Source organism: Pedobacter lusitanus (assembly GCF_040026395.1).
Lineage (GTDB): Bacteria > Bacteroidota > Bacteroidia > Sphingobacteriales > Sphingobacteriaceae > Pedobacter > Pedobacter lusitanus.
In genome coordinates this window covers 5,419,798-5,446,126 of the sequence record NZ_CP157278.1, presented here as the reverse complement: position 1 = coordinate 5,446,126, position 26,329 = coordinate 5,419,798, and the positions used below count along the sequence as shown (strand labels likewise).

Sequence of the window (26,329 nt, the reverse complement as noted above, 5' to 3'; positions counted from 1 at the left end):
CCTGATCTCTGGTAAACCAGAGATCAGGATCAGCCCGCCTTAATATACTGCCGGAGATGGCTGATTAGACTTCAGATCAATTTTGGTACGGTTTAGTTTAGGAAATAAAGCAATGACTAAAAGTACAACGATCAGTACAATACTAATCAGCAGATAATAGTCCATCATAGCTCTCAGCTGTGCCTGGTTATCTACAGTTCTGTTCAGCAGACCTCTTGCTGCCTTCGCGGCAAGATCCGGAGCCATGCCTTTACCGGTTAGTGTGCGCGTATATTGTGTTAAACGCTCAGAGACCACAGTATTCAATCCGCTCAGCTGTTCCTGGAAACGATTGATATGGTTATTTTTTTGCTGCAGCTGGAAATAGTTAACCAGTGCTATACTGGTACAAAATCCGGTAAAACGAAAGAATACACCCGTAGCCGATGCTGAACTTCCCAGATGCTCAGGTACAGAAGAGATCGCAAAAACAATAATAGGCGTCATTAGCATCCCCGCTCCCATCCCTTGAATAATTAAAGGGATCACGTAGGTTGAAGGATCAGCCTGTGTGGTAAAAAGAAACCACATCCAGACATGAAAGATCAGTAACAAAACAAAACCATATAACCAGACCAGACGGATGGGTCTTTTCATCAGAATCAGACGGGAAGAAATCAGTACACTCACTACTATACCAGCAATATTTGCCGCCATAATATAACCTATATGTATAGGGTCCATACCTAAAATCACCGCAAAATAGACTGAAACGATTCCCAAAGCTCCGCGAATAAGATAAAGGACAAAGATCATAAACATCCCTACGTTGAAATTTCTGTGTTTAAATACGTCTAAATTCAGGTATGGGCGTTTCAGGTGAAGCTGTCTGAGCACATGCAGTCCGATTAGCAATATCGTTGCCGATAAACTCCAGACAATTCTGGAATCCTGCAGCCAGTAATACTGCTGTCCGTAAACCAGCGTATATCCCAGTAAACACAGCACAGCAGAATAAATGATAAAACTGTAAACATCGAGCTGATAAAGCGGCATCTTTCTGTTCAGCCTTATATTATTCATAATCACTAAAAGCAGCACTCCCCCCGGGATATAGGTAAAAATGATAAACTTGTAAAGTACATTATAATCAAAGGCATCTAAGATCGGCGCGGTAATAATTGTTGATATCGGCGTAATACAGAGTAAAAGACAGTAAAATATGGAATAACCAATTTCTCTGGCTCTTTCACTATGCAGGCTGCCAAAAATGAGCGTAATACAGATACTGGTAGTCATACAATTAGACATCCCCTGAAGAAATCTGAAAAACAGCAGGATATATAAATTCTGTGTATGAAAACAAACGTAAGCAGTAGCCATCTGAATCAAAATACTCAGGATGAAGTATTCCCTGGTGGCAATGAAGATAAAAAACCTTCTTTCCAGCGCAAAGAAACCGGCTACAGCTGCATAAAAGACAACCATGGAATACTGAACGTCTGCAGGCTCAATACCGTAATATCCGGCTGCACCCGGCCCGCTGGCCGTAGATAACCCAAACAATAAGAGGCCCGGAAAAATGACCAGGAAAAGAGTTACCCTGATTAACCAGACCGGCACCCATGATTTAAATACAGGCAAAGCTAAACTCATTAGTCTTTCCTTACTTTAACATTGACATTCATTCCTGCACGCAGTTGATCTACCACTTCTTTACTTTCGGTCAGTTTAATTTTAACAGGTATACGCTGAACAATCTTTACAAAATTACCTGTGGAATTATCCGGCGGCAGCAAAGAGAATCTTGCTCCTGTTGCCGGAGAAAGAGAAACTATCGCTCCTTTAAATGTTTTGCCAGGAAAAGCATCTGCCGTAATTTCTGCTGTTCCATTGATTTTCATCTGGGCGATCTGTGTTTCTTTGAAATTAGCAATCACCCATTTACCGGCTTCCTGGTCTACAATATAGGCCAGGGTTTGTCCGGTCTGGATCTGTTGTCCTTCCTGAATTGTTCTTCTGCCCATTTTCCCGTCATAAGGTGCACGTATAATTGTATAACTCACATCCAGTTTACCTCTGTTTAATAAGGCTTTCCGACGTTTGATTTCAGCTTCATAAACACCTTTCTGAGATCTGATATCATTTACTTTTGATAAGGATGCCTGATAGTTTTCCTGTGCAGCCTGATATTCTGAAGTAGCCACATCCAGCGCTGCTTTACTATTTTCCAGCTGTTGCTGTGTGGCTGATTCTACTTTAAATAATTTAGAATATCTGTCATAATCCTGCTGTTGTTTAATCAGTTTCGCCTTTGCAGATGCAATCTGAGACTGACTTGCCTGTGAAACTTTAGCCGTAGTCACAACGTTACTTTCCAGTACATTAATCTGTGCCTGTGCATTGGAAAGGGCCGCCTCAGCTTCTTCCTGCTGCAACTGATATTCAATATTATCAATAACCAGCAGGGTGTCTCCTTTTTTAACTTCCTGGTTCTCTTCGTATTTAATCTCCCTGATAAAACCACCTACACGGGAGGTAACCGGATTAATGTATTCCTCTATCTGTGCATCATTGGTATCTTCATAATTATAAAGCTGAATCAGGGATATGATTCCCCAGACGGCTAATCCGGCAGCAATGATCCCTGCAATCCAGGCCGTTATTTTAGTAATCAGCTGATCTGTATTCGTGTAGTTATTCTTTGTTTTCATTCTAGAGGTTACCTATGGCCTTTTGTAATTGATAAAATTGTAATTGTGCTGCGATTCTGGCCGCAGCATAGTCGAAACGTGTCTGAAGTAATTGCGTATCTGCATCCAGTAAATCGGTTACCAGTGCCAGCTGATTGAAATATGTATTATTCACGATTCTTAAATTTTCTGTAGCCTGATTGATATTTTCTTTGGCTACTTCTATGCGGGTAAGCGATTCCTGGTATCTCAGGTAAGCCTCATTGACTTCCTGTCTGATTTTATCTTCGGTATCTGAATGTTCCACTTCCTGCTGCTGATATTTTAACTCTGCAGCCCTGGTTTTATGCGTATTATGATAAAATGCAGAAATCGGGAAACTTGCTTTAACCCCTGTCATACCAAGACCGTACATGGCTACTGAATAGGGATAAATAAAGATCTGAGGATAAGAATAGGCGTAATTTGCAAACAGTCCCAGCTTAAATGAAACATTTGCTTTCACGTTTTTCAGTTCCAGTTTACGCAGTTCAGTTTCCTTTTCAGAGATCTTATAAGCAAAGGAATGTGACATCGCGTCTGATAAATAGGCTGTATAAGGTTTTAACACCGGCAATTCATCCTGCGGGTTATCTGCGGGCTGAATCACAGTTTCATCAGGCAATCCGGTCAGTATATTCAGTTTCTGATTGGCAATGGCCAGATCATTATTTAACTGGATCATAGCCATTTTCTGTCTGGATAATTTCAGGGTTACCCTAAGGACATCACTCTTAAGTACAACACCGTTTTTTAGCAGCTGTTTGATTTCTTCGAGCTGTTTCTCCTGATCACTGATGTCTTTTAACAGCAATTTCCTGAAAATATTACTGCGCTGAAGATCAAGAAAATAGGCTGTAGCTCTTAACTTCATTTCTGAAGTAGTAAGATTTCTCTGTTCTATAGCAATTTCATTTTCTTTCTTTTCTTCAGCAATCTTAATATTGGTTTTATTACCGTTATACAGATTAAAATAGGCACTGCCTCCAAATTTATAAGAGGTATGTACAACTTCAAACTGGGTCGGGGTGTGGAAGAGTCCGTTTTCGTAAATCGGCATATTACTGATTTTGGCGTATTCGCCTTCGGCAGAAATTTCCGGCAGACGCTCGGCTTTGGCATCTTTAATCCCTTCAACAGTTCCTTTGACCTTAAGGTCCTGCATTTGTATAGTTTTATTATTTGCTGCTACTTTTTCCCAAATCTGACTGAGTGACATTGAAACCGGTGTTTTTTCCTGGGCACCGGCCTTATTGAACAGGAAAATTGTGCAGAGCAGCAGAACGATTTTTTTATTATTGTAGTACATGTCTTTAAGAATGATACAAAATTACCGCTATGAAATACTTGTAATTTTATCTATATTACCAAATATTTGTCCATTCCAGCCAATGCCACAATTAGACACTGCCACCTACCTGAAAAACATTGATTTTAAGCGAAAAAGCATATTTGTTGTGCATGAGAAGCTGGAACGCACGCTGCCCAGACACACGCATACCAAGAGCCAGCTGACCTACGTGGAAGGTGGTATTGCCTATATTTTCATCGCAAACAAGACTTATATCATTCCGGCCAGGCATTATGTCTGGATCCCAAGCGGTCTGGAACATTATCTGAATGTAAGAAATGCGGCTACGGTTACCCATAACTTATATTTTTACACGCATGATGATCATTTAAACCCTTTCTATCAGAAACTGGGTATTTACCCGATCAACAGTCTGCTGTTTGAAATGCTTATTTTCACAGAAAACTGGATAGGAACAATAGAAAAGAAAGATCCGGGTTATCGCTTTCTGGCAGCGATAAAAGATATATTGCCACAGCTCAGCACCAGGTCCTTCCCGATTGCCTTACCGACTACGTCCAACATGAGATTAAGACCTATAGTTTTATATCTTTCTCAGAATTTTGCGCAGCCGCTGACTTTAGAAAACCTGGCAGATCGCTTTGGTATGGGTGCACGTACGTTATCACGTCTGTTTCAGTCTACCATGAGTATCTCATTTTTGCAGTACCTGAAATTGTTGCGTACAGTAAAGGCTATAGAATTAATTATGTTTAGTGATAAAACCACGACAGAGATTGCCTATCTGACCGGCTATAATAGTCTGGCGGCCTTTAGTAAAGCATTTTTTCAGCTTACTAATATCAGGCCGTCAGATTTTGGCAAAAAGGGTTAATCCAGTCTTTTCAGATAGAAATCAGTTGGTATATCTACAATCAGCGGAACTTTTTCTACCGCTACAAAACTTAAGTCAAGACCAAATCCTCTTTCTTCGGGTACAGAAAACGTTTTAAGGATTGTATAGTAGGCCATCGTGAAACGTTCAATAAAACGCAGACTGTTGGCATTTGAAAGTACTTTCTCAATCACAACAAACCTGAAGTCTCCTGCGATATTATGTTCTTTCAGTGAAGCATATTTACTGGTGATATCAATTTCGCCATTTTTAACCATCTCTTCTACCACTTTTCTGAACAGCACGTTAACACGCTGTTCTACACGGAATCCAAGACGAAAATCTATTCTGATCAGTTTTTTATCAACCAGCTGTTCTACTTTATATTCCATCGTAAAAGGCTCGTCTGTTACATCAACGTGCAGCAACCAGTATACGTCAGCTCTTTTTGGATGTTTCTGAATAATAGAATACATCACCGAAGACTCAATTTCAAAATTGAAATTAGCACTGGTCAGATAAACCAGCTGTGATGCATATTTAGGAATAGTTTCATCTTCACTGATCTTACTGATAATCGGAAAGTATTTTTCTATATCCACAAAACGCATATAGCGGTTTCTGATTCTGCGGCCATTTGACCAGGCCCACATAATAGAGAAAAGGGAAATTCCCAGAATAAGGGTAAACCATCCTCCATGCAGTATTTTCACAGCATTACCAGCAAGGAAAGTCAGCTCAATCACACCGTATATAGTCAGGAAGATCACAATAAGATACATCGGTACCTTTTTACGCATCAGGAAGATCGATACCAGAATGGTAGTCATCAGCATCGCTACAGTAATTGATAAACCGTATGCTGCTTCCATATGCTCTGATTTCTGGAAAATCAACACAACCAGAATACAACCTATAAATAGTACCCAGTTCATCGAAGGCACATATAACTGTCCTTTTGAATTACTTGGATAATTGATTTTAACCTTTGGCCATAAGTTTAATCTTACCGCTTCTGAGATCAGGGTAAATGAACCTGAGATTAACGCCTGGCTGGCTACTGCTGCTGCAACTGTGGCAATCAGGATACCGTAAATTAAAAACCAGTCTGGCATAATATGGAAAAACGGATTAATCTCTCCCAGGTGTTTGCCCTGTAACTGCCATAACCATACACCCTGCCCCATATAACTTAAAATCAGACAGATTTTAACATATACCCAGCTCACACGGATATTGGAACGACCGCAGTGCCCCAGATCAGAATAAAGTGCTTCTGCTCCTGTGGTACATAAAAATACAGCGCCTATAATCAGGAAAGCTTCAGGATTGGTCGTCAGAATATGATAGGCATAATATGGATTGATTGCTTTCAGTATTTCTGGAAACTGCATTACGTAAACCGTACCCAGAACTGCAATCATCGTAAACCAAAGCCACATAATCGGGCCAAATGCTTTACCGATAAACGAAGTTCCAAATTGCTGAATACCAAAAAGAAAAGTAATAATCAGAATAACAATCGGCACAGTAGGCAGATCCTGATAAATGATTCCCAATCCTTCAATTGCAGAAGAAACGGTCACCGCAGGAGTCATAATTCCATCGGCCAGAAGAGCTGCACCACCAATCATTGCTGGAATGATGAGCCATTTTGCTTTACGTTTAACCAGTGAGTACAGGGAGAATATACCCCCCTCACCTTTATTATCCGCCTGTAGTGTGATGACTACATATTTTATAGTCGTTTGAAGTGTCAGTGTCCAGAAAATACAGGATAATCCTCCCAATATCAGATCTGCAGTGATTAATCTATCGCCAATAATCGCTTTAAAAACGTATAGTGGAGAAGTACCAATATCCCCGTAAATAATCCCTAAGCTAATTAATAAACCTGCTGCGGTTAGCTTATTGACGTCTTTATGATTTCCCATTTTTTTTATTTGAATGGCGCAAATGTAGGGATTGTTCTATATCGAAGGGCACAATAATCATAAAAAAATCATATTTAATCCAATCTGTTTAAACATCTTACAATTTTCTTAACTCATATTCCTGCTGGCCGGGAACAAAATTCCGGAAAAAACAAAGCTCAATATTAAATCCATGTTAACTTAAAATCATCATTAACAGAATGATAATTAAACATTACCAAACTGTTAATTTACCTTTACACCGTGCCGTTACCTATTTTCATTTTTCACGAATTACTTTTTAGAATCCAGCTGTTTGACCCTACTGTCGGATCTTATATTTCTCATAGTTATACTAAAACTGGTGCCGTAATTGTCACTTCCACCAGAACTATCAGGATCAGAAACGGGATATTAAACAAACAATTTAAAGATCCCAACCTCATACCGGAAACCGTTTTACGAAAATTGATTGCCTGATAACTAATCTCATACAGATTTGATGAAGACTTAACATTACCTGTTTATTTTTACAGAAACCCCATTCCGATGAATTCTGTATTTAACTTCTTCAGTCCAAAAGATAAAAAATTTCAGCCTCTTTTTGAGCAGGACGCAAAAAATCTGGTTCAAATAGCACAGAGCCTGTTACTCACTGTAACCACTGAGGATGAAGAGACACGTATAGCTCAGTTCAGAGAAACAGAAAGACTTGAACAGGCTGGTGATGATCTGACCCATTCAATTTTCCTGGAGCTCAGCAAAAATTTCATCACCCCGTTTGACAGGGAAGATATTCATGCACTGGTTAGTGCACTGGATGATATAGCAGATTATATCTATGCTACATCCTTAAATATTGAGCTTTATAAAATCAATGTTTTCAGCCAGGAAATTATACATCTGGCCAAGTTAATCACAGAAATGTCCAAAGATCTGGAATTAGCTATAATGGAGCTCCGTAATTTCAAGAATACCAAAATTATTGCCGACGTTTGTTTAAGAATTAATAAAGGAGAGAGCCAGGCAGATTTTCTTTGCAACACTGCCATTGCCCGTCTGTTTATCTCAGAAACAGACGCGATTGAGCTCATCAAGCAAAAAGAGATTCTCCAGACACTGGAGATGGCCACCGATAAATGCGATGATGCTGCGAATGTGCTCGAGGCTATCCTGATTAAAAACGCATAGATAAGCATGTCATCAGAAAATAGAAAAACACCCTTATTCAAATTAAACCAACCAGACGACAATTATAAATTCCAGCCGCTGCCAGAACCGTTTGGAGAATATCCTTACCGTATACAGCCGGAAATATCTTTACCCGATCCGCATAAAATGATATTTCAGGTTGCAGGTGATACCGGAGGCCTGAAATCTCCTTCTTTTCAAAAACTGATTGCTGAAGAAATGGGCAAACAGTATCATCAGGCAAAAAAAGCAGCCGATCAGCCCTCATTTCTATATCATGTAGGTGATATCGTTTATCATTATGGTGAAGCGGATCAGTATGAACAGCAATTCTTTACGCCTTACAGGAACTACCCTTCCACGATTTATGCCATTGCCGGCAATCATGACAGTGATGTCAATCCGGATGCAGCAACGCCTTATCCGAGTCTTTTACCTTTTACCAGTGTATTTTGTGGAAAGACTCCCAGACCGGTTTCTTTTGGTAAAAGACTAAATCGTATGAGCGGAATACAGCCTCATGTCTACTGGACCTTACAGACTCCGCTGGCCAATATTATAGGTTTACATAGTAATGTGCCCAAATTCGGTGTAATTACTGAAGAGCAAAAAGCCTGGTTTATTGATGAGCTTAAACAGGCTGCAACTGAACATCAGGATAAAGCCATTATTGTATGTGTGCACCATGCTCCGTATTCTGCTGATTTCAACCATAGCTCGAGTTTACCCATGATTAATTTCATGGAAGAATCTTTTGAAGCTGCAGGTGTTACTCCGGATCTGGTACTAAGCGGACATGTACATAACTATCAGCGTTTTAATAAAACATATGCTGATGGGAAAGTCGTTCCTTTTATTGTTTGCGGTGCTGGTGGATTTGATGAGCTGCACTGGTTAGTGGAAAGTGACGAGGTGATGTATACGGATAAAAATGAACTTTTCCGGACAGTTACCCTGGAAAATGCGTGTACCATGCTCCATGGTTTTTTAAATCTGGAGATTGAAAAAACAGAAGAAGGACATCAGATTAACGGAAAATACTATGCTATTCCGCATGATGGACTGAAACCTGGTGAGGATGCCTCTCTGTTCGAAGAGTTTACGTATTTTTGTAAACATGGCGACAAACAGGTTGTTCAATAAATCTTCTTTACAAAACTCTAAAAAGGAAAGTTTAACACTAAAAGAGAGAATGGCAGCATTGGGAAACCTGCCGGCATTCTTTAAAATGGTCTGGCAGACGAGTCCCCGCATGACGATATCCAATTTATTCATGCGGATAGTGCGGTCGGCAACTCCTCTGGCCATGTTATATGTAGGCAAACTGATTATCGATCAGGTTATTCTGTTCAGTAAAACTCCTCAAAATCACGACTTAACCTATTTATGGGAGCTTATTGCACTGGAATTTGCTCTTGCTGTCTGCTCAGATTTACTCAACAGGGCAATCTCTCTGCTGGATAGTCTGCTTGGAGATCTTTTCTCTAAACATACATCGGTACAGATCATGGCTCACGCAGCGACACTAGATCTGGATCAGTTTGAAGATTCTGTATTTTACGATAAACTGGAACGAGCCCGTCAGCAAACTGTTGGCCGTACTATCTTACTTTCGCAGGTCATGAGCCAGCTACAGGATCTTATTACCATGGGTTTTCTGGCAGCAGGCCTGATTGCATTTAATCCCTGGCTGATTCTTCTTTTATTTATAGCCATCCTGCCCTCTTTTCTGGGTGAATCTTATTTCAATGATCAGAGTTATGCGTTAACCAGAGGACAGACACCTGAAAGAAGGGAACTGGATTACCTGCGTTTTCTGGGAGCCAGTGATGAAACGGCTAAGGAAATAAAGATATTTAATCTATCGGGTTTTGTAATTGACCGTTTCTCGGTTTTATCTGACAGGTTTTACAAAGCCAATAAAAAGCTGGCACTGCAGCGTTCTGCATGGGGTACTTTTTTTACTTTACTGGGTACTGCGGGATATTATGGTGCCTATATTGTAATTATCCTGGATGCAGTTTCCGGAAAAGTAACTATTGGCGAGCTAACTTTTCTGGCAGGTTCTTTCAGACAGTTAAGGACATTGCTGGAAGGAATTCTGACAAGGTTTACAGCTGTATCCCAGGGAGCTATTTATCTTCGTGATTTCTTTGAATTCTTTGAAATCAAACCTAAGATTACAGCGGCTGTCAAACCACTTCCTTTTCCCAGACCTATCCGTTCTGGTTTTACTTTCGAAAATGTTGGTTTCCGGTACGTGAACTCTAAACGCTGGGCTAACAGACATTTAAGTTTCACTTTGCTTCCTGGTGAAAAGCTGGCTTTAGTAGGCGAAAATGGAGCTGGCAAGACTACACTGGTTAAATTACTGGCCAGATTATACGATCCGACAGAAGGCCGGATTTTACTGGATGGAACAGACCTGAAAGAATACGACCTTGCCGATTTAAGAATGAACCTGGGCATTATTTTTCAGGATTATATCCGCTATCAGATGAGTTTTTCGCAAAATATAGCGGTTGGTAATATCAAAGAAAAAGAGAATGATCCGCTGATACATTCTGCGGCACATCAGAGTCTGGCAGATCAGCTGGCCGAAAAACTGCCGGGACAGTATAACCAGATGCTGGGTAAAAGATTTTCTGAAGGTGTAGAGCTTTCTGGCGGCGAATGGCAGAAAGTGGCTTTAGCAAGAGCTTATATGAAAGATTCCCAGTTACTGATTCTCGATGAACCCACCGCAGCATTGGATGCCAGGGCCGAATATGAGGTATTTCAGCGTTTCTCTGAGCTCACTCATGGAAAATCGGCCGTACTGATTTCACATCGTTTTTCGACAGTAAGAATGGCTGACAGAATTCTAGTGCTGGAAAAAGGCGAACTGATAGAAATCGGAAGTCATCAGCAGCTGCTGGATAAAAACGGCCGCTATGCTGAACTGTTTAATCTCCAGGCAATGGGCTATCGTTAATCGTATTTCAAAGGTGTCCAGTGAATCAGGTTTCCTGTAAATTCTTCATTGAAATAAAGAAAAAAGTCTTCAACAGTAGCAAAACCATCATTGACCGCCAGACGAACCAGCGTTTCTTTATCAAGAAGTTCATAGTTCACAAAAACTGCCGGACCATTATCATTAATCAGATTGGAATAGTCTATCTGTATTCTTTGTACTGACTGGCATCTTAATATGGGCGCAAACTGGAATTCGTCAGTAGAATTCAGATTAATAACCAGCTGAATTTCCATACCCGCCCTCCATTCGTTATCCAGATCTCTGCGAATGGTGTGGATCTTTGGTTCCAGAAACTCACCGAAAGTATCTCCATCCCAGCACTTGCCAAACTTCTCCAGATGACGACGCTGATAATCCTGATAACTGCCGTCAAGATTTCCAGGACCTGATAGCAAACCTTTCCATATTTTCTCCAGAAAATAATTAGGCTGATGATTGACTTCTGTTCCGAATGATAATTTCATTTATTGTGTTTCTTTTTTGTTGGATGGAGTTTTTGCTGATGCTGGTTAGCTGTATAATTTATCTGTGTACTGTATAATTTTGCAGAGGTGATACTCTTTGCAGTAAATCCATTTCCTGTTCGCTAAGCTGCGGAAAATCTGCAGCGACAGCAATATCATCCAATTGGGCTAAAGTTCTTATGCCCATCACTGCACTGTTTAATGCCGGATGCTGCAATACGAAACGGATAGCGGTTTGGGCAGGGGAACTGTTTCTGCTGGTTACTGAACGCACAATTTCAGCTGCATGTGCAACTTCTGCTGCAGACCAGTTTAAATAAGGAGCAGCCGGTTTATCAGCTAATAGTCCCTGGGCAATACTGCCGCGTCCAAGCACACCTATATTATTTTCGTGAAGCAATTTCAGACATTCTTCTTCCGGTCTTCTATCCAGCAGGCTGTATTGCATCATTACACTAACCATCCCGGATCTTTTAATATATTCTCTGATTACATTTGGCCGGATAGATGAGATTCCATAATGTCTGATTTTACCTTGTTGTTTTAAAATTTCAAAGGCTTCAATAGTTTCATCTACAGGATCTTCAATGGTACCGCCATGCAACTGATAAAGATCAATATAATCTGTCTGCAGTCTTTTAAGACTTCCTTCTACTGAGGATAAAATATAAGCTTTGCCAGGATTCCAGTCCCATCCGTTTCCATCGGCTCTATGCTGATTGCCAACTTTGGTCGCCAGAATAACCTGATCCCGTTTTGATTTTAACAATGCTCCTATTTTACTTTCATTCTGACCGTGTTCATAAAGATCTGCGGTATCAAAATAGTTGATTCCTGCCTCAAGTGCTTTTCCAATGATCCGTTCATTTTCATGGAGATTATCGGATAAAGACATACAGCCAAAGCCAATTTTACTTAATATCAGATCAGATTTTCCAAGTTTTGAATATTGCATCTTATTTATTTTTGTAAAACGTCTGTACGTATTTTAAAAGTACAAGCTGTTAATTTTGCATCAGCTCTGTGAACTGACTAAAGTAATCGTTTTTTTTTAATTCTGCAAGAGATTTACCGGAATCAGCATACATTAATCTTTAAAAGAGAATAAACAATTTAGCTTATTTTGTTGTTTAAACCATAAATTGTCAGGAAAACCCTAATTTAATTAATGGATACTTTTACTACGATTACCATTCTGGTAACCATCAGCGCGCTCATCTCTTACCTGAATCATCGTTATGTTAAATTGCCCGGTACTATAGGTATCATGGTGATTGCCATCAGTCTTTCTGTATTAATTCTGATTACCGGAAAGACCTTTCCGGCAGCTTATAATTTCATCTCTGAATTAACTGCGAGCATAGATTTCACCAAAACTCTGCTGGACATTATGCTGGCCTTTTTACTCTTTGCCAGTGCATTACATTTTGATTTTGCCAAACTTAAAGAACAAAAGCGTCCGGTACTGGTATTGAGTACAGTGGGTGTCATCGGCTGTACCACAATATTCGGATTTCTTTTTTACTGGGCTGCATCTTTTCTGCATATAGATATTCCACTAATGTACTGTTTCCTTTTTGGCGCACTGATTTCGCCTACGGATCCGGTTGCGGTATTATCTATTTTAAAGAAGTCTAAAATCCCGCCTTCTCTGGAAACTATTATTGGTGGTGAATCATTATTTAATGATGGTGTAGGTATTCTTTTGTTTGTAACACTCAGGGAGCTTACAGAGAATACAACTATGGCATTTTCCTGGTCCCATTCTTCAATTTTATTTGCGCAGGAGGTATTTGGTGGAATTCTGCTGGGTGTGGCATCTGGTTATTTCTGCACCAGGCTGGTCAGAAAAGTAGATGAACTCCAGACGATATTAATGATTACTTTATCGATGGTAATGGGAATTTCTGTAGTGGGCGGACTGCTGCATGTGTCTATTCCCCTGGCCGCAGTTACTGCCGACCTGATGCTGAGTAATATGAAACTGGGTGAAAATTCAAATACAGCACATCTTAAAGATATACTGGATAAAGTATGGGGATTAATTGACGATCTGCTGAATACCATCCTGTTTGTGATGATCGGCCTGCAGATTGTGGTTATCCCTTTCTCTGCAAATTACTGGCTGATTAGTTTACTTTCCGTGTTTTTTGTACTGATTGCCAGAGGTCTGAGCATAGCTGCACCAACTATCCTGATGAAAAGATCACTGAAAACGGATTATAACAGGTTGGGCATCCTGATCTGGGCAGGATTAAGAGGCGGGATTTCTGTCGCACTTGCACTATCTTTACCTGACTCGGCTTATAAACCACTTATTGTCTCTGCGAGTTATATTATCGTTATATTTTCGATCATCGTGCAGGGACTGACCTTAAATAAGGTAGTTAACAAATTGGTAAAATAAAATATAAGGAATTTATGCACACAAACATTTTTGATCATATTACGAAGCAATTCCAGCTGCCTTTTACTAATCCGGTACTGATATTTTCTTTATTACTGTTTATTATACTGATTGCCCCTATTTTATTGGGAAGGATAAAAATCCCGGGCATCGTAGGTTTTATTATTGCGGGGATAGTGATTGGTCCTAATGGCTTCAATATCCTTAAAAAGAATTCTGCTATAGAACTTTTTGCCACAATAGGTCTGCTTTATATCATGTTTATTGCCGGTATTGAGCTTGATCTGGCGGAATTCAAAAAGAAGAAGCATAAGAGTTTTATATTCGGTTTCCTGACCTTTGCGGTACCTATTCTGATTGGTTTTCCGGTCTGCTATTATCTGCTGCATTATTCTTTACTGACCTCAATCCTGACAGCAAGTATGTTTGCTACGCATACACTGGTAGCCTACCCGATCGTCAATAAGTTTGGTATTGCTAAAAATGAAGCGGTGGCAGTAACTGTTGGGGGGACAATTCTGACGGATACTGCGGTCTTGATTATTCTGGCTGTAATTATGGGATCTGTAGAAGGTGAGCTGAACAGTTCTTTCTGGATACAGCTGGCCATATCACTGACGATCTTTACAGCGACAGTGTTTATAGTCATTCCCAGAATTGCCAAATGGTTTTTCACTAAACTGGAGAGTGAGAAAACATCGCATTATATTTTTGTTTTATCGGTCGTTTTCTTTTCTGCTTTCCTGGCACAGCTTGCCGGTATAGAGCCGATTATCGGAGCCTTCGTAGCCGGATTAGCATTAAACAGACTGATTCCGCATTCTTCTATTCTGATGAACAGAATTGAATTTGTAGGTAATGCCTTATTTATTCCTTTTTTCCTGATCAGTGTAGGAATGCTGGTAGATCTGCGGGTCTTGTTCAGAGGCCCCGAAGCACTGATTGTTGCTGGTGCTTTAACCCTGGTGGCTATACTGGGGAAATATTTTTCCGCAACTTTAACGCAGTGGATTTTCAAATACACTAAAAATCAGCGGCTGCTTATTTTTGGACTGAGCAGTGCGCATGCAGCAGCTACACTTGCAATTATACTGGTAGGTTATCAGGCAAAAATAATCGACGATAATATTCTTAACGGAACAATTATCCTGATCCTGATTACCTGCGTGTTTGCTTCTTTTGCCACAGAGAAAGCCAGCCGCAACATTGTTTCTGAAGAAGAGCTTACCGGGCCTGAGCCTGTACAGAACCAGGAAAACATTCTGATTCCTATTGCAGATTTCAATAACATGGATACGATGCTTGATCTTGCTGTCTTATTTAAGGATAAAGATGCAGAAAGGCCTATCAATCTGCTTTCTGTTGTTCCTGACAGCGATAATGCACAGGCAAATCTGCTGATTGCCCGTAAAAAATTAAATGACTCAGTAAAATACGCTTCGGGAAATGACACGCTGGTCAAAGTGATCGCTACTTTAGATCACAATGTTTCCAGCGGAGTACTTCGTATCGCCAAAGAAAAATCGGCCAATATTATTATTACCGGCTGGCCAAGAAAAAACACGGTTATCGATAAATTTTTGGGAGATAAGTCTGCTGCGCTGATTGAAAAGTCCCCGGCTAATTTATTTATCCTTCATCTTCATAAACCGATCACAGTTCATACTGGTATACAGCTGGTTTGTCCTCCTGCTTATCTGATGGAGAAAAACATGAAAGTATGGCTTTCCAAAGTTTGTAAACTGAGTACTGAACTGAGTTTGTCGGTCAATTGTTTTTGTGATCAGTCTACCCGGTCACATATTGAACATGCATTAAAGTCTATTAAATCAAACGTTATTTTCAAATTTGACGCTACAGAAATCTGGAAAGACTGGAGAATATTAAAGGAAAGAATAATGCCCGATGATTTTATGATCGTAGTACTGGACCGTAAACTGGAAACAACATACCTTCTTTCGCTGACTTATACGCAACGAAAGCTGGAACATCTGTTTGAATCCCAAACCAAACTGCTGATCTATCCGCAGATTTAGTTTCGCTTTACCAGCCCATCCGTTTACGTAATGACAAAATCTGTTCAGCATGGTGTTTTCCGTGCCAGTTGTACATATTTGTCATTTGCCACAGCGGTACATAGGTTTGGTCACCAGGATGGAAATACTCCCGTTCCCAGTCCTGATCTGTCATTTGCATCAGCAAAGAAGTCCAGCGGCGGTGTAAAGCATGGATCAGGGTAATAGAAACATTTAAAGGTACGTCGGTAACATCAGGCAGTTCTGCCCACAGTTTCTCTTCGTAAGGCTTAATTGTCGGACGATCTTCTGTCAATGCGAGTTTCAGCCTGATATAGGCGTTCATATGACTATCAGCGATATGATGGATCACCTGTATAGTATTCCAGCCTCCTTCACGGTAAGGAACATTCAGCTGTGCTTCATCCAGGTTTTCAATACAATAATCCAGCAGCAGCGGTACGGATCTGATAGAGCCTATCCATGCATTCAGTGATTGTGGGGTATAGGTCGCAGCTGGTACAAAACGACCAATAGGATAAGTGTGTTTTTCCTGAGAATTTTCCATAGGTTATCTTTTAAAGGACTTGAATATAATGTTCAACTTTCGGAAAAGGATGATAAAAATGATGAAGTAGTTTTTTCCATTCCTGGTATTCATCTGACTCTCTGAATCCGACAGTATGATCTTCGAGTGTTTCCCATCTGACTAACAAGAGATATTGATCAGGACTTTCAACACACCGCTGAAGTTCATGACTGATATAACCGGGCATCCCGGAAATTATTTGCTGTGCCTGCTTAAAAGCAAGTTCAAATTCGTCTGTCTGGCCTGGTATAACATTTAATATTACCTGTTCAAGTATCATGCTGCAAAATAGATTTTAGGAGATGTGATATTCCTCCAGTTTACGGTAGAGCGTGGTTAATCCTATTCCCAGTAAACGTGAAGTTTCAGTTTTATTATTCCCTGTATATTTTAATACCTTAATAATATGCATTTTCTCTACAGTTTCCATCTTCATTCCGTCTCCTTCTACTGCTCCCTGATGAAACTCATAAGGAAGTAAACTGGCATTAAGTGTCTGGCCATCTGAAAGGATGACGACTCTTTCAATGACATTTTTCAGTTCTCTGATATTCCCTTTCCAGACATGATTAAGCAGATTTGCACTAAACTGTTCGTCCATTGTAAAATCAGGTTTATTGACTTTGGCGGCAAATTGCTTTAAATAATGTCTGGCAATCAGCAGTACGTCTCCTTTTCTTTCATTCAAAGACGGCAGCTCTATAGAGAAAACAGATAAGCGGTAGAATAAATCAAGTCTGAAACGACCCTCTTCTGCTTCTGCTTTCAGATCTCTGTTCGTCGCTGCTATAATGCGCACATTAACTTTCGTGGTTTGGGTATCCCCGACTTTAATAAAAGTCTGATTTTCCAGTACACGTAATAGCTTGGCTTGCAAATCGAGATTCATTTCACCAATTTCATCGAGAAAAAGGGTTCCTTCGTTTGCTTCCTGCAATAAACCTTTTTTATCTTTCTGCGCTCCGGTAAAGGCGCCTTGTTTATAACCAAATAATTCACTTTCCAGTAAATCAGGATTAAAGCCACTGCAATTCAGTGCCACAAAGGGTTTTACTTTCCGCTGGCTTTCAAAATGAATAGCCTGTGCAAATACTTCTTTACCTGTTCCTGTTTCTCCTAAAAGTAATACAGTTGTATCGGTTGGAGCAACTTTACGGGCGAGATCTATGGCTGCTAAAATGGGCTTGGATTGCCCTAATATGGAGGTGAAATCATATTGTTTCTGTATTTTAGATTCCAGTTCGAAAACCCGGTACTGTAATTTTGCTTTATCCATCGCTTTATATACCAGTGGAATAATCTTATCATTATCATCTCCTTTGGTAATATAATCAAATGCACCGTTGCGCATAGCCTTCACTCCATCCTGGATTGTTCCGAAAGCAGTCAGATTGATAACTTCTGCATAAGGTTTTATTTCTTTGATCTGTTTAACCAGTTCCACTCCATTGATATCTGGTAATTTCACATCACTGATTACGACATGAATTTCCTGATTAGTTAATACTTTAAGTCCTTCCTTGCCTGTATTGGCCTGAAACACAGTAAAACCTTCCAGTTCTATAATTCTTGCCAAAAGACTGCATATCTTTTTTTCGTCATCTATAATCAGAACACTCTGCTGCATAGTTAAAATTTTGATCAAAAATAGTTATAATAAGACACATGTAATCCAGGGTAATCCTGTAATAATTGGTAACACGGTCATATTCATTAAAAAATCTTATTTTTGTACTATAAAAACCATCACCGTTTTGGCTAAAATCAAGAAGAATTCACATAAAATCCTTTACCGAAAGTATTCATCTAATATTAAATATATTATGATGGTACTCACCGTACTTATCATTACGTTCTTTTTACCGAAACAACCGCGTTTCAGGTATGAGTTTCAGAAAGGTAAAGTTTGGTTAAACAAAGACCTGGTTTCTCCGTTTAGCTTTGCAATTCTCAAAACCAGTCCGCAGGTAAATACTGATAAGCAGGACGCTCTGGAAAACGTTCTTCCTATCTACCGCTACAGTCCTGAACTGTATACTGCTGTAGAGGAAGCTTACATGAATGAGTTTGATGTGAAATGGCGTGGGAATGCTTTTCCTGAAGAAGAGAAAAATCCAAATAAGATTGCTTCACTGAAATTATTGAAGAGCATTTATGAGAAAGGCATCATCGCGGTAAATCCTAAACATCAGAAAGGCAGGAAATATTACGATATCTCTTTACTGAATAACAACATTACGAAAACAATCAGTACACAGGATGTCTTTACGGTACAAACTGCACTGGATTTTTTCAATACTACTTTTACCTCTACCAAAGTAAAAGAGAAAGAAGTGGTTATGAATCTGGTGGAAGATCATCTTCAGCCTAATATTGTTTTTGATGAAAAACTGACTGCCATTGTGCAGAATAATACGATAAACAGTCTTTCCACTACCCGTGGAATGGTACAAAAAGGCGAACTGATTATTGCTAAAAATAATGTGATTGATGATGAGGTTTTCCAGAAGCTTCAATCTTTTAAAGAAACCTACGAAGCGCAGACTAAAACTATAGGCGACAGTAAACTGGTTTACCTGGGACAAATCCTGCTGGTAGGGTTTATTCTGAGTTTGCTGATGGTATTTCTTTCAATGTTCCGGAAAGATATATTCAGTGATAACAGGCAGTTATCATTATTGCTGTTAATTATTACCATGCTGCTGCTGGCACTGACCTGGTCTATTAAATTAAATATGCCAAGTCTTTATTATATTCCTTTCTGTATCGTTCCGATCATTATCAGGATACTTTTTGATACGCGTCTGGCATTATACCTTCATTTGCTGGTTATTCTGATAGCGGGCTTCTTTGTACCCAACAGTTTTGAATTTGTATTTTATCAGGTTACTGCGGGTATGGTTGCTATCTATAGTATCAGAAATCTGATCAAAAGAGAGCAGTTGTTGTTATCAGCGTTATTTATCCTGACTGCTTATTTTATCTGTTTTGTCGGAATTGCATTATTGAGAGACGGTTCATTTAATGATATAGAATGGATCAACTTTGTACCTTTTATTATCAGTGTACTTTTATCATTGCTGGCTTATCCTTTGATCTATGCTTTTGAGCGTGTATTCGGAATAACTTCTGATGTTGCTTTAATTGAGCTTACCAATACGAATAATAAGTTATTAAGAGAGCTGGCATTCAAAGCGCCGGGAACGTTCCAGCATTCCTTACAGGTGGCTAATTTAGCTGAGGCTGCAATCTTCAAAATCGGCGGAAATTCTCTGCTGGTCAGAGCTGGTGCTTTATATCATGATATTGGTAAAATTGAGAATCCTCAATACTTTATTGAGAACCAGAATACAACTTTAAGCCCGCATGATAAACTGCCTTATGAGCAGAGTGCGCAGATCATTATCAAACACGTTCATAAAGGGATTGAAATTACCCGCAGACATCAGTTACCGGAAAGTGTGATTGACTTTATCAGAACGCACCATGGTAATACCCGTGTCGATTATTTCTATCAGTCATTCCTGAAGAATTCCCCGGAGAAATTTGTGGATGAAAATATCTTCCGTTATCCTGGTCCTATTCCTTTTTCTAAGGAAACAGGGGTATTAATGCTGGCCGATTCTGTAGAAGCAGCTTCAAGAAGTATCAAAAATCCTAACGCACAAAACATAAATGATCTGGTCGAACGCATCATTAATTACAAATTGGAACAAAACCAATTAGATAATTGCGATTTAACGTTAAAAGACATAGAAACTATAAAGCTGATATTCAAGACGATGCTTATGAGCATCTATCATGTGCGTATAGATTACCTACAAAATGTTTAATTTTTTTTTGTTTTAATGATTGTATTGCTATATTTGCAATCCCGAAAAACGGGTAACAATTTTAAACGGAGGGATGCCTGAGTGGCCGAAAGGAACAGTTTGCTAAACTGTCGTACTGGCAACGGTACCGAGGGTTCGAATCCCTCTTCCTCCGCCAAACATAAATGCTGCTTATCGAAGATAAGTAGCATTTTTTGGTTTAAAACCAGTTCTGCACTCCTTTAGTGCAAGGCTGGTTTTAAACCAAAAAATGCGTACGAGCGCAGCGAGCGCATTTCTGTTTGAAGCCTCCCCCCTCAAGGGATCAGCGAGTGCAGCGAGCTAATCCATTTTTAAGAGGATCCCCCAGAAAAACCTGACCCAACGAGCGAGCGGAGCGAGAAAAACTCCAGGCGATGGCTTAATACCTCTTGAAATTTAGAGATACCCTCTCTACTACGAACACAACAGGAATTTCGACGAGGGTTCGAATCCAGTTTCCAGCCTGGGAAGAATCTTAAGGACGACTTGAGGTGAATGTAGTGGTATGACATAAAGTATTATTTATTTCTAAAAAATGAGCAAGAACAGGAAACTTCCATCAGTCACCAGCCTATAGATTCTAAAACATACTATATTAATTTCTCATCCTACCCTTCATGGGCTGATTTTGAGAAAATTACAGCAAACATTTATGCGAGTCTCAATCATCAAACAACAACAAATAAGATTATAATTGATATGCGCCTAAATGTTGGTGGTAATTTTGATAAAGGATTAAAACTAATGCTTCCAATGTTTTTGAACTTTAACGCACTACATCCGGGTGTTAAATACTATGTTATAACCGGCAGACAAACATTCTCGGCCGGCATGTCCAATGCTGTTCATTTCAGAGATTGCCTTGATGCCAAACTCGTAGGTGAGATTACTGGAGCGAATCCAAATGGTTATCAGGAAATCAAATGGTTTAATCTTCCCAATTCCAAGTTAACAGCTTCCTGCTCGCAACTTTATTATACCTTCCAAAAGAAAAATTCAAATGGGGTCTTGCCGGATAAAAAAATAGAACCTTCATTTGAAGATTATAAGAAAGGGAATGACCCAGTATTAAACTGGATTCTAAAAAGAGCTGATTAACCCCAAAAATTTCATCTTCAATTCAAAATCTGCTCTTAAACTTTTTCGTCATTTAATAGCTTAATTTAGCGAAGTTTATTAGTCTTGTCAATTCTATGAAATTCATTATTACGGGTCTTGTCTCTTTAGTCTGGTGTTTGCCGGTAATTGCCCAATCACCTTCTGTTAACACAAAAACAGACATGCAAAAATACCTTCTTGAATATGATCCTGCTGTATTACGTATAAAAGGCAATTCGTTACCCATAGGTATTGTAGTCATATCCGATAAAGGACAAAAAACACAAACCAAAGGATTTTTGAATGGCGTTGATAATTGGTCGAAATATAAAATAGAAGTAGATAGTGGCAATTACTCCAATGGAAAAATTAAAATAAATGGAAATTGGAAAGTATATAAAAAAGGAGATTCACTAACCGTTAATGTCTACACAAAAAATTGGTTTTTAGGCGGAAAAGAGAAGTGGTTATTCAGACAGAAAATACCATATAACTATGAAACAAACATTAATATTTTAACCACGGGGAATTTTTCGAAAGCACCTGGAGATCATGTACAATTTGGTGTGCGAAAACATTTCGACAACAAAATGTTTATTGACAAATGGGCCCCGGTTAAGAAGAATTTAAAAGATTTTATTTTCATGTTTAATGGTGTTCATATTTCAAAATCAAAAGGCGATTTAAAAATTGATAATGATCCTACCCAAATTAAAAATGGTAAAATACAGCTAATAACATTATTAGCTAAAAATACCGCTATAACTGATACACTTAATGTTTTACTCGATTATGTAGCAAATTATCAGTTCAATACACAATCAAATGGAAGAGCATATGATTTAAATGTGACGGCAGATATTTATCCCGATTCGGTCATCAATGCTAAATTGTTAAAAATTAAGATACAAAATGACGCTACACATAAAACTTATCATTATTGGGTAAACGCAAATGGAGGTTCAATTGCTATTTCAAGCAAAGGTGGAAATGGAAGTGACGGTTTAAATGGTACTGATGGTGCTCCGGGTACACCGGGATCATCCGGAACAGTTTCAACTAATATAAAAACTGTAATCAATAGTGATGGAACCACCACCACTACTACCGACATAGTAACCGGTCAGGGTGGAGATGGCGGAAACGGACAAGATGGTGGGAAGGGACAGGACGGCGATTCGGGTGGTGATGGTGGAAATATTATTATAAATTATTCGCCCGCAGTTACACCATACCTAAAACTGATTAAAGTATTTAACATCCCGGGTAAAGGTGGATCCGGAGGTAAGGGAGGCAAAGGTGGTACTGGTGGAACCGGAGGCAGCGGGAACCCAAATGGGAATGCTGGCTTAAATGGCCAGGATGGCCGCCACGGTTTTGATGGTTCCAACGGGCGGAAGGGAAAAGTCACTTTTATAATGACCAATCCGATATAGAGTTAAGACGAAGTAAAAATCAACATGTGTTACCTATCACAAACATCCGGAGAACTTATCTTCGTTATGCTAACCCCACTAAAATAATTTGTTATAACTTTATCCTCATCTTTTACCAAGCATTAAAGAATGACTTCAGTTAATGATAATTCATCAATACTAAAACCACTAACAGAGCACTTTAAAGACTACCTTCCTTTGAATGATGAGGAAGAAGCCCTGCTTCTGCCAAGAATTGTGGAGAAGAAAATCAGACGGAGGAAATTTATTCTTCAGGAGGGATCTGTCTGTCAGCATTATAATTTTGTAGTTCAGGGCTGTTTTAAAATATATAAAGTTGATGAGAAGGGCGTAGAACATAATATCCAGTTTGTAACTGAAAATGACTGGGCAACAGACATCGGAAGTTTTCATTCCGAAAAACCCAGTGAATTATATATAGAAGCAATGGAACCGTCCACTATTCTTCAGATTCACAAAACCGATCTTCTCTTCCTTTATGTCAACATTCCAAAGCTTGACCGGAATTTCAGAGTAATCATTGAAAATAAATTTGTTGAATTACAAAATCGGTTACTTCAATCCTTTTGCTACAATGCAACAGAGCGTTACCTTGCATTTCTTGAACAATACCCGGAGCTTTCCAAACGGCTCCCAAATACACAAATCGCTTCCTATTTAGGAATAACCCCCGAATTCCTGAGTAAAATCAGAAGAGAACTGGTTTCAAAATGAAAAACCTTAACCTAGTTTAAGGTTTTTTCTTACGATAGTTTATAAGTCCGCCATCAGGATCTGCCCCACCTTTGTGTTGTAATAATTGATAACAAAAACAACATAAAAATGAAAGCGATCCTATTAGAAAAAAATGGAGACCAGAGGTTTTAACTATTCAGGAAATTGAAGAGCCTCAAACCACCGATGGCGCAGTAAAAATAAAGATCAGAGCCTTTGGGTTAAATAAAATGGAGTCCTATAAAAGAAAGGGAATTATGGGACCTGTTACAGCACCGACTGTTTTAGGAATAGAAGCTGCCGGCGAAGTCGTTGAAGATAAATCAGGCAGATTTAAAATTGGTCAGAAAGTAGTAACCATGATGGGTGGACTAGGTATGACCCGCCAGGGCAGCTATGCTGAATATGTGGTTTCCCCTGCCGACAATGTCCTGGCTATTAACAGTAATATTTCCTATGAAGAACTTGCGGCTATCCCGGAATCATTTGGTACAGCTGCTGTTGTTCTGGATAAGGTTCTAAAGGTTGTTACAGGAGAAACGTTACTTGTGAAAGGTGGTACCAGTGCAGCAGGTGCAGCAGCCATACTTTACGCCAAACTAAAAGGCGTTAAGGTGATTGCCACCACAAGAAATGCAAACAAATCTTTCCGTCTAAAAGAACTGGGTGCAGATTATATTATCATTGATAATGGAAATGTTTCTCAGGAGGTACGAAAAATAATTCCTGAAGGCGTCCACTATGCGTTGGATATCGTGGGAGGAGAAGGCATACTTGATACAGTTGCAGCAGTAAGGGCTTTTGGTGAAGTTACCGTTATTGGTTTACTCAGCGGTGCCCCTGTCATCTCCAATTTAAACTTAATGACTCAGCTGGGTCAATCTGTTAAATTAAGTTTTTCACTCAGCGGATTATTAGGTTCTAAAGTTTATCCACTGACAGAAACCCCTTTAAATTTCATTGCAGATCAGATCGTATCTGGCAAAATGCCTTCATTAAGAACCGCTACATTCACTTTTGACCAGATTGCGGAAGCTCACAAACTAATGGACAGCAATAAAACAAATGGCAAAATAGTAGTAACTGCTTAAACTGAATAACATGAAAAAGTCAATCCTGCCGATGATTACAGGTATACTCCTGTTATCAATTGGTTTAGCAAACGCTCAAAATAAGACACAATTCAACAACAATAAAAAAACTATCAAAATGGAAACAGCAAAAACAGCAATCGAAAAATTACTTTTCAACTATCAGGATGCACTGAATACATCAGATGTAAATAAGGTACTGTCATTATATACAAAAGACGGCATATTTATGCCACAGGGTGGTCCTTCTGCTGTTGGCCAGGAACAATTAAAAGGATCATATGAGTTTGTATTTAAAACCTTGCAATTGAACATCAAATTTCAAATTGATGAAGTTACCCTGATCAATGAGAATTATGCATTTGCCAGAACAGTTTCAAGAGGAACACAGTTGATTCATGCAACCGGCGTTAAAGGAGAAGAAGAGAACAGAGAGTTATTTGTTTTACAGAAAGAAAATGGTGCATGGAAAATTGCCCGATATATTTTCAACAAAATGAAATAATAAATCTATTACCGGAGCTGCTTAATTAAAGGCAGCTCCGGGATATAGCTATATTTCTACCACTATTTTTCCTTTGGCCTGATTACTTTCCATGTAAGTATGCGCGCTTACAATCTGATCCAGTTTAAATACTTTGTCAATGTTCAAAGCAATATTTCCCTTAGCCACCTCATCAATAAAGTCCTGAAGTAAATTCTTATCTAAATTACCCGCTTCACCCATATAAACCGTTAACCGGCCTAAAGATGGGATATCGCCCATAGGAGTAAATTCATTCATTGTCCATTCTCCGCTTAGTATTCCTGTCATACATACCACACCTTTTGACCGTATACATTTTAATGAATCTTTAAGTGTGGCTGTCCCAATGAGTTCAAGAACCTTATCAACCCCCTCAGGAAACAAGTTTTTCAGTCTCATATTAACTTCACCATCATCTATTAAAACATGATCTGCACCATTTGCTTTAAGATCCTGTTCTTTATCCCAATTCCTGGTAGTGGATATTACGGTTAACCCATAATGTTTGGCCAGTTGGCAGGCCAGCATCCCGATAGAAGAAGTTCCTCCGCGAATTAAGAGCACTTCTCCTTTTTTAACTTCCAATGCCTGGGTTAACGATCCCGATACAGTCTGGAACATCTCTGGTATCGCTCCAAGGACATCCCACGACAAGTCGCTTTCAAATGGGAAGACAATTTCCAAAGGGACTGTTACAAACTCAGCATAGCTACCATCAAAATCTCTACCCATGCCCCCCATAATTGCGGCTACTTTTTGCCCCACTTTATAAGTTCCCGAAGCATCTTCCTCTACCTCCCCCACACATTCTATTCCCTGAATCCTTGGGAACTTCACATTTGGCGAGTCACCCTGTCTTGTAAATATTTCAGACCTGTTAATTCCAAAGGCTTTGATTTTAATTAAGATCCAGCCTTGTTGCAACCGGGGTTTCAGTTTTTCCTCTAATTGAATTACGTCAGGACCGCCTGCTTTAGGAGTTATTGCTGCTTTCATTGTGCTGAATTTATGAATCACTACCGAACTGTTTCTCCTGTTAAGGGACAAAACTAATAACACAAAAATTGAAATAATTGTTTGTCGGGCATACTTCTGTT

Annotated in this window: 22 protein-coding genes and 1 tRNA gene; 13 read left to right on the top strand and 10 right to left on the bottom strand. The window is 39.3% G+C overall.

What is annotated here, in order from left to right:
* Positions 1-39 precede the first annotated feature (39 nt).
* From PL_RS23390 to PL_RS23380, 3 genes are read right to left on the bottom strand one after another with little or no spacing between them, the layout of a single operon-like run.
* On the bottom strand, positions 40-1,635 hold the full coding sequence (locus PL_RS23390) for an MFS transporter (RefSeq protein WP_041886885.1): 1,596 nt from the start codon (positions 1,633-1,635) through the stop codon (positions 40-42).
* The gene (locus PL_RS23385; RefSeq protein ID WP_041886887.1) at positions 1,635-2,693 is read right to left on the bottom strand and encodes an HlyD family secretion protein; all 1,059 of its coding nucleotides are present in this window, start codon (positions 2,691-2,693) and stop codon (positions 1,635-1,637) included. The genes PL_RS23390 and PL_RS23385 overlap by 1 nt, the downstream gene beginning before the upstream one ends.
* Before the next feature lies 1 nt (position 2,694).
* A complete protein-coding gene (locus PL_RS23380) occupies positions 2,695-4,020 on the bottom strand; it encodes a TolC family protein (RefSeq protein ID WP_041886890.1) in 1,326 nt (441 codons plus the stop codon).
* Between the two features lie 82 nt (positions 4,021-4,102).
* Here PL_RS23380 and PL_RS23375 point away from each other — a divergent pair, with 82 nt between their 5' ends.
* Positions 4,103-4,897, top strand: a complete 795-nt coding sequence (locus PL_RS23375; protein ID WP_041886893.1) for an AraC family transcriptional regulator — start codon at positions 4,103-4,105, stop codon at positions 4,895-4,897.
* Here PL_RS23375 and PL_RS23370 read toward each other — a convergent pair.
* The gene (locus PL_RS23370; RefSeq protein WP_041886896.1) at positions 4,894-6,831 is read right to left on the bottom strand and encodes a KUP/HAK/KT family potassium transporter; all 1,938 of its coding nucleotides are present in this window, start codon (positions 6,829-6,831) and stop codon (positions 4,894-4,896) included. The two genes, PL_RS23375 and PL_RS23370, sit on opposite strands and share 4 nt — an antisense overlap.
* A gap of 528 nt (positions 6,832-7,359) precedes the next feature.
* Between PL_RS23370 and PL_RS23365 the strand changes: the two genes are divergently transcribed.
* Genes PL_RS23365 through PL_RS23355 form a run of 3 tightly spaced genes read left to right on the top strand, consistent with a single transcriptional unit; the run spans position 7,360 to position 10,975 of the window.
* A complete protein-coding gene (locus tag PL_RS23365; RefSeq protein WP_200890821.1) occupies positions 7,360-8,001 on the top strand; it encodes a DUF47 domain-containing protein in 642 nt (213 codons plus the stop codon).
* A gap of 6 nt (positions 8,002-8,007) precedes the next feature.
* On the top strand, positions 8,008-9,144 hold the full coding sequence (locus tag PL_RS23360) for a metallophosphoesterase family protein (protein WP_052496622.1): 1,137 nt from the start codon (positions 8,008-8,010) through the stop codon (positions 9,142-9,144).
* Entirely contained in the window at positions 9,119-10,975 is a 1,857-nt protein-coding gene (locus tag PL_RS23355) for an ABC transporter ATP-binding protein (protein WP_041886903.1), read from the top strand. The genes PL_RS23360 and PL_RS23355 overlap by 26 nt, the downstream gene beginning before the upstream one ends.
* Here PL_RS23355 and PL_RS23350 read toward each other — a convergent pair.
* Complete coding sequence (locus tag PL_RS23350) at positions 10,972-11,481, bottom strand: hypothetical protein (protein WP_041886904.1); 510 nt, start codon at positions 11,479-11,481, stop codon at positions 10,972-10,974. The two genes, PL_RS23355 and PL_RS23350, sit on opposite strands and share 4 nt — an antisense overlap.
* A gap of 58 nt (positions 11,482-11,539) precedes the next feature.
* Complete coding sequence (locus tag PL_RS23345) at positions 11,540-12,436, bottom strand: aldo/keto reductase (protein ID WP_041886906.1); 897 nt, start codon at positions 12,434-12,436, stop codon at positions 11,540-11,542.
* 213 nt (positions 12,437-12,649) lie between these two features.
* Between PL_RS23345 and PL_RS23340 the strand changes: the two genes are divergently transcribed.
* Both PL_RS23340 and PL_RS23335 read left to right on the top strand, forming a co-directional pair.
* The gene (locus tag PL_RS23340; RefSeq protein ID WP_041886909.1) at positions 12,650-13,888 is read left to right on the top strand and encodes a cation:proton antiporter; all 1,239 of its coding nucleotides are present in this window, start codon (positions 12,650-12,652) and stop codon (positions 13,886-13,888) included.
* Between the two features lie 14 nt (positions 13,889-13,902).
* Positions 13,903-15,924, top strand: coding sequence for a cation:proton antiporter (locus PL_RS23335; RefSeq protein ID WP_041886911.1), 2,022 nt, complete (start codon positions 13,903-13,905; stop codon positions 15,922-15,924).
* Between the two features lie 7 nt (positions 15,925-15,931).
* Here the strand turns inward: PL_RS23335 and PL_RS23330 are convergent, their stop codons facing one another.
* Genes PL_RS23330 through PL_RS23320 form a run of 3 tightly spaced genes read right to left on the bottom strand, consistent with a single transcriptional unit; the run spans position 15,932 to position 18,119 of the window.
* Positions 15,932-16,471, bottom strand: a complete 540-nt coding sequence (locus PL_RS23330; protein ID WP_041886913.1) for a YfiT family bacillithiol transferase — start codon at positions 16,469-16,471, stop codon at positions 15,932-15,934.
* A gap of 10 nt (positions 16,472-16,481) precedes the next feature.
* The gene (locus tag PL_RS23325) at positions 16,482-16,772 is read right to left on the bottom strand and encodes an antibiotic biosynthesis monooxygenase family protein (RefSeq protein ID WP_041886915.1); all 291 of its coding nucleotides are present in this window, start codon (positions 16,770-16,772) and stop codon (positions 16,482-16,484) included.
* Between the two features lie 15 nt (positions 16,773-16,787).
* The gene (locus PL_RS23320; protein ID WP_348620479.1) at positions 16,788-18,119 is read right to left on the bottom strand and encodes a sigma-54-dependent transcriptional regulator; all 1,332 of its coding nucleotides are present in this window, start codon (positions 18,117-18,119) and stop codon (positions 16,788-16,790) included.
* A gap of 199 nt (positions 18,120-18,318) precedes the next feature.
* Here PL_RS23320 and PL_RS23315 point away from each other — a divergent pair, with 199 nt between their 5' ends.
* The 7 genes from PL_RS23315 to PL_RS23285 all read left to right on the top strand — a co-directional run bounded on the left by PL_RS23315 (position 18,319) and on the right by PL_RS23285 (position 25,211).
* Positions 18,319-20,325, top strand: coding sequence for an HD family phosphohydrolase (locus PL_RS23315; RefSeq protein WP_087149113.1), 2,007 nt, complete (start codon positions 18,319-18,321; stop codon positions 20,323-20,325).
* Positions 20,326-20,392: 67 nt separating this feature from the next.
* Positions 20,393-20,482: transfer RNA gene (locus tag PL_RS23310), tRNA-Ser, on the top strand.
* A gap of 563 nt (positions 20,483-21,045) precedes the next feature.
* Positions 21,046-21,444 (top strand): hypothetical protein, encoded by a 399-nt coding sequence (locus tag PL_RS23305; RefSeq protein WP_152620400.1) that lies wholly within the window; start codon positions 21,046-21,048, stop codon positions 21,442-21,444.
* 95 nt (positions 21,445-21,539) lie between these two features.
* Positions 21,540-22,880 (top strand): hypothetical protein, encoded by a 1,341-nt coding sequence (locus PL_RS23300; RefSeq protein WP_348620476.1) that lies wholly within the window; start codon positions 21,540-21,542, stop codon positions 22,878-22,880.
* A 129-nt stretch (positions 22,881-23,009) separates the two neighbouring features.
* A complete protein-coding gene (locus PL_RS23295) occupies positions 23,010-23,615 on the top strand; it encodes a Crp/Fnr family transcriptional regulator (RefSeq protein ID WP_041884290.1) in 606 nt (201 codons plus the stop codon).
* Positions 23,616-23,737: 122 nt separating this feature from the next.
* Positions 23,738-24,706 carry a zinc-binding dehydrogenase gene (locus PL_RS23290; RefSeq protein ID WP_348621872.1) on the top strand — a complete coding sequence of 323 codons (969 nt, stop codon included), beginning with the start codon at positions 23,738-23,740 and terminating at the stop codon, positions 24,704-24,706.
* Between the two features lie 10 nt (positions 24,707-24,716).
* Positions 24,717-25,211, top strand: coding sequence for a YybH family protein (locus tag PL_RS23285; protein ID WP_348620472.1), 495 nt, complete (start codon positions 24,717-24,719; stop codon positions 25,209-25,211).
* 48 nt (positions 25,212-25,259) lie between these two features.
* Here the strand turns inward: PL_RS23285 and PL_RS23280 are convergent, their stop codons facing one another.
* Positions 25,260-26,228, bottom strand: a complete 969-nt coding sequence (locus PL_RS23280) for a zinc-binding alcohol dehydrogenase family protein (protein ID WP_041884326.1) — start codon at positions 26,226-26,228, stop codon at positions 25,260-25,262.
* Between the last annotated feature and the right edge of the window lie 101 nt (positions 26,229-26,329).

What these genes read in the sequence shown, in the direction of transcription:
- PL_RS23390 (WP_041886885.1), bottom strand. Translation starts at nt 1,635, where the DNA reads ATGAGTTTAGCTTTGCCTGTATTTAAATCATGGGTGCCGGTCTGGTTA.
- PL_RS23385 (WP_041886887.1), bottom strand. Translation starts at nt 2,693, where the DNA reads ATGAAAACAAAGAATAACTACACGAATACAGATCAGCTGATTACTAAA.
- PL_RS23380 (WP_041886890.1), bottom strand. Translation starts at nt 4,020, where the DNA reads ATGTACTACAATAATAAAAAAATCGTTCTGCTGCTCTGCACAATTTTC.
- PL_RS23375 (WP_041886893.1), top strand. Translation starts at nt 4,103, where the DNA reads ATGCCACAATTAGACACTGCCACCTACCTGAAAAACATTGATTTTAAG.
- PL_RS23370 (WP_041886896.1), bottom strand. Translation starts at nt 6,831, where the DNA reads ATGGGAAATCATAAAGACGTCAATAAGCTAACCGCAGCAGGTTTATTA.
- PL_RS23365 (WP_200890821.1), top strand. Translation starts at nt 7,360, where the DNA reads ATGAATTCTGTATTTAACTTCTTCAGTCCAAAAGATAAAAAATTTCAG.
- PL_RS23360 (WP_052496622.1), top strand. Translation starts at nt 8,008, where the DNA reads ATGTCATCAGAAAATAGAAAAACACCCTTATTCAAATTAAACCAACCA.
- PL_RS23355 (WP_041886903.1), top strand. Translation starts at nt 9,119, where the DNA reads ATGGCGACAAACAGGTTGTTCAATAAATCTTCTTTACAAAACTCTAAA.
- PL_RS23350 (WP_041886904.1), bottom strand. Translation starts at nt 11,481, where the DNA reads ATGAAATTATCATTCGGAACAGAAGTCAATCATCAGCCTAATTATTTT.
- PL_RS23345 (WP_041886906.1), bottom strand. Translation starts at nt 12,436, where the DNA reads ATGCAATATTCAAAACTTGGAAAATCTGATCTGATATTAAGTAAAATT.
- PL_RS23340 (WP_041886909.1), top strand. Translation starts at nt 12,650, where the DNA reads ATGGATACTTTTACTACGATTACCATTCTGGTAACCATCAGCGCGCTC.
- PL_RS23335 (WP_041886911.1), top strand. Translation starts at nt 13,903, where the DNA reads ATGCACACAAACATTTTTGATCATATTACGAAGCAATTCCAGCTGCCT.
- PL_RS23330 (WP_041886913.1), bottom strand. Translation starts at nt 16,471, where the DNA reads ATGGAAAATTCTCAGGAAAAACACACTTATCCTATTGGTCGTTTTGTA.
- PL_RS23325 (WP_041886915.1), bottom strand. Translation starts at nt 16,772, where the DNA reads ATGATACTTGAACAGGTAATATTAAATGTTATACCAGGCCAGACAGAC.
- PL_RS23320 (WP_348620479.1), bottom strand. Translation starts at nt 18,119, where the DNA reads ATGCAGCAGAGTGTTCTGATTATAGATGACGAAAAAAAGATATGCAGT.
- PL_RS23315 (WP_087149113.1), top strand. Translation starts at nt 18,319, where the DNA reads ATGGTACTCACCGTACTTATCATTACGTTCTTTTTACCGAAACAACCG.
- PL_RS23305 (WP_152620400.1), top strand. Translation starts at nt 21,046, where the DNA reads ATGCGCCTAAATGTTGGTGGTAATTTTGATAAAGGATTAAAACTAATG.
- PL_RS23300 (WP_348620476.1), top strand. Translation starts at nt 21,540, where the DNA reads ATGAAATTCATTATTACGGGTCTTGTCTCTTTAGTCTGGTGTTTGCCG.
- PL_RS23295 (WP_041884290.1), top strand. Translation starts at nt 23,010, where the DNA reads ATGACTTCAGTTAATGATAATTCATCAATACTAAAACCACTAACAGAG.
- PL_RS23285 (WP_348620472.1), top strand. Translation starts at nt 24,717, where the DNA reads ATGAAAAAGTCAATCCTGCCGATGATTACAGGTATACTCCTGTTATCA.
- PL_RS23280 (WP_041884326.1), bottom strand. Translation starts at nt 26,228, where the DNA reads ATGAAAGCAGCAATAACTCCTAAAGCAGGCGGTCCTGACGTAATTCAA.